Origin of the sequence: Streptomyces bobili (genome assembly GCF_002154575.1) — a bacterium.
In the GTDB taxonomy this organism is placed as follows: domain Bacteria; phylum Actinomycetota; class Actinomycetes; order Streptomycetales; family Streptomycetaceae; genus Streptomyces; species Streptomyces bobili.
Genome location: NZ_MUBA01000063.1, coordinates 1 through 2,845, shown reverse-complemented (window position 1 = coordinate 2,845; position 2,845 = coordinate 1). Strand labels below are relative to the sequence as shown.

Here is a 2,845-nt window from a genome sequence, read left to right as displayed (position 1 = left end):
AAGGAGCGGGACGCGTCCCGCGGCGACCGGACCGAGGACGGCCAGGACGAGGACGTACCCGGCGATGAAGGGGGCGAGGCGCTCGTCGAGGCCCGCGCCGGCGGCCATGGCTGCGAGGATCAGGGCGAACTCGCCGCGGGCCAGCAGGGTGGTGGCGATGTTCGCCGCGGGTTCGGGGCCGTAGCCGTGCAGGCGGGCGGCGATCAGGCCGGCCGCCCCGTTCATGACGACGGTGAGGGTGACGGCGACGGCCACCGGTACGGCGACGACGGCGAAGTCGCCGGGGTCGATGGCCAGTCCGAAGGCGAAGAAGAAGATCGCTGCGAAGGCGTCCCTGAGGGGATGGACGAGCCGGCGGATGCGGGGGGCGGAGGGTGTCCCGGCGAGGATCAGGCCGACCATGAAGGCGCCGATGGCGTCGGCGACGCCGAGGAGTTCGGAGACACCGGCCACCAGGACGGCGGCGCCGAGGAAGCTGATGACGAGGACTTCGTCGTCGCGGACGTGGATCAGGCGGCCCACCAGCTTGGTCCCGTAGCGGGCCGCGGCGGCCAGCGCCAGCAGGAACGCGAAGGCCTTGCCGACCTCGAGCAGAACCGCCACGACCCCGTGCGCGCCGCCGATGACGGGCTGGAGGGCGGCGAGGTAGAGCGCCAGGAAGATGTCCTCGACCACGATCACGCCGAGGATCAGCCTGGTCTCGGGGCGGCCGAGGCGCCCCAGGTCGATGAGGATCTTGGTGACGATGGCGGAGGAGGAGATGCCCAGTACGCCGGCGAGGACGAGGGCCTCCCGTGCGCCCCAGCCGAGCGCGAACCCGAATCCGAGGCCGGCGCCGACGTTCAGCAGCAGATAGCCGCCGCCCGCGAGGGCCAGCCGCCTGCCGCCCTTCCTGAGGTCGTCGAGGTGGAATTCGAGCCCCAGGTAGAACAGCAGCAGGACCAGGCCGAGCGCCGACAGCATCTCGAAGTCGTGGGGGTCCTCGACCAGGACGAGTCCGGGGGTGTGGGGTCCGAGGAGGATTCCGGCGAGGGTGAAGAGGGGGATGGTCGGCAGGCCGATCCGGTTTCCCAGACGGGCGAGGAAGGCGGCGGCGAGGAAGGCGCCGCCGAGGGCGAGCAGCGTGTCAGCGTGTCCCATGGGTCACCTCCCTTCCGCGGAAGGGGAGTCGGGACGGTCGCGCGGGACGGGGATGGATGGGCGGTCCTCCTCGGGGGTCATGGGGTGCGCGCCGGTACGGCGCCCCCGGTCTCCCCACCGTCACACGCGGCCGGTGCCGCGGACCATCGGGTCCGACACCCAATTCAGCGCGGCCGGCCCCCGGACCCGAGGGGGTCCGGGGGCCGGCCGGGCTGCCGTCAGGGGTGAGCCGGCGTCAGGGGGTGAGCTGCCAGCGCTTGATGTAGCCGACGTCGATCGACGCGAGGTCGCGCACGCGGAGTTTCCAGGTGCCGTCCACGGGCTGGGCCGAGGCGTCGACGACGAAGGTCTGGTCGACGTTGTCGGCGCCGCCGCCGCTCCGGTTGAGCAGCGAGTAGGCGGTGCCGTCGGGGCCGACCAGGTCCACCGTCAGGTCACCGCGGTAGGTGTGGACGATGTCGACGTACACCTCGGTGGCCGTGGAGGCGTTGCCGCTGCGGCCGCTGATGGTGATCGGGGACTCCACGGCGGCGCCGACGTCCGGGATGTCGACGCGGGTGGTGGTGGCGTACACGTAGGCCACCCGCCAGTCGAAGTCCAGGGTGGCGGCGGCTCCCGTGGCGTCGGTGACGGTGACGGTGACCGGGCCGGTGCCGGTCGTGGTCGGCACACCGGAGATCAGTCCGGTGCCGCTGATGGTCAGGCCGTCGGGGAGTCCGCCGGCCTCGTAGGTGAGGGCGGAGCCGCTGTTGGTGGTGTAGGCGTCCACCTGGAGGGAGACCGCCTGGCCGACGCCGCTGGTCTGGTCGGCGATCGGGGCGACGTTGACACCGAGGGCTATGCGGTTGCCGACGTTGATGCCGGCCCAGGCGTCGGCGACGGTGAGGTAGGTGGGGCTGTAGGCGCCGAAGAGGTCCGCGGCGGCCTGGAGGGTGGCGGTGCGGGCACCGGCGTAGTTCGTCGAGGAGGTCATGTACGTGGTCAGCGCGCGGTACCAGATCGCGGCGGCGTTCCCGATGCCGATGCCGGTGACGGCCTGGCCGTCGTAGGTCGGGCTGTCGTAGGCGACGCCGTTGACGGTCTTGGTGCCGCTGCCCTCGGAGAGCAGGTAGAAGAAGTGGTTCGCGGGGCCCGAGGAGTAGTGGACGTCGACGCCGCCGAGGGCGGAGCTCCAGTAGTCGTGGGAGGAGCCGTCCTTGGAGGGCTTGTCCATGTAGCGCAGCGGGGTGCCGTCGCCGTTGATGTCGATCTTCTCGCCGACGAAATAGTCGGGGACGTCGGCGGTGAGGCCGGCGTGGAACTCGACGGCGGCGGCGAAGATGTCCGAGGTCGCCTCGTTGAGCCCGCCGGACTCGCCCGCGTACGTCAGGTCGGCGGTGGCGCTGGTGACGCCGTGACTCATCTCGTGGGCGGCCACGTCGAGCGAGGTGAGCGGGTTGGCGTTGCCGGAGCCGTCGCCGTAGGTCATGCAGAAGCAGTCGTCGGACCAGAAGGCGTTGACGTAGTTGTTGCCGTAGTGGGCCCGGCTGTACGCGGCGACACCGTCGTTGCGGATGCCGTTGCGCCCGTACACGTCCTTGAAGTAGTCCCAGGTGGCGGCGGCGCCGAAGGCCACGTCGACGCCCGCGGTCTGGCGGTTGCCGGGGGTCCCGTCGCCCCAGACATCGTTGTCGTCCGCGAACAGGGTGCCGGTGCCGGAGGTGCC

The 2,845-nt window shown here is 71.6% G+C and carries 2 protein-coding genes; both read right to left on the bottom strand.

What is annotated here, in order from left to right:
* Positions 1–1,140, bottom strand: a 1,140-nt coding sequence (locus BZL64_RS05960; RefSeq protein ID WP_086766871.1) for a cation:proton antiporter, incomplete at its 3' end; no start/stop codon positions are given.
* A gap of 235 nt (positions 1,141–1,375) precedes the next feature.
* The coding region (locus BZL64_RS05955) for a M4 family metallopeptidase (protein ID WP_208639375.1) at positions 1,376–2,845 on the bottom strand (1,470 nt) is incomplete at its 5' end.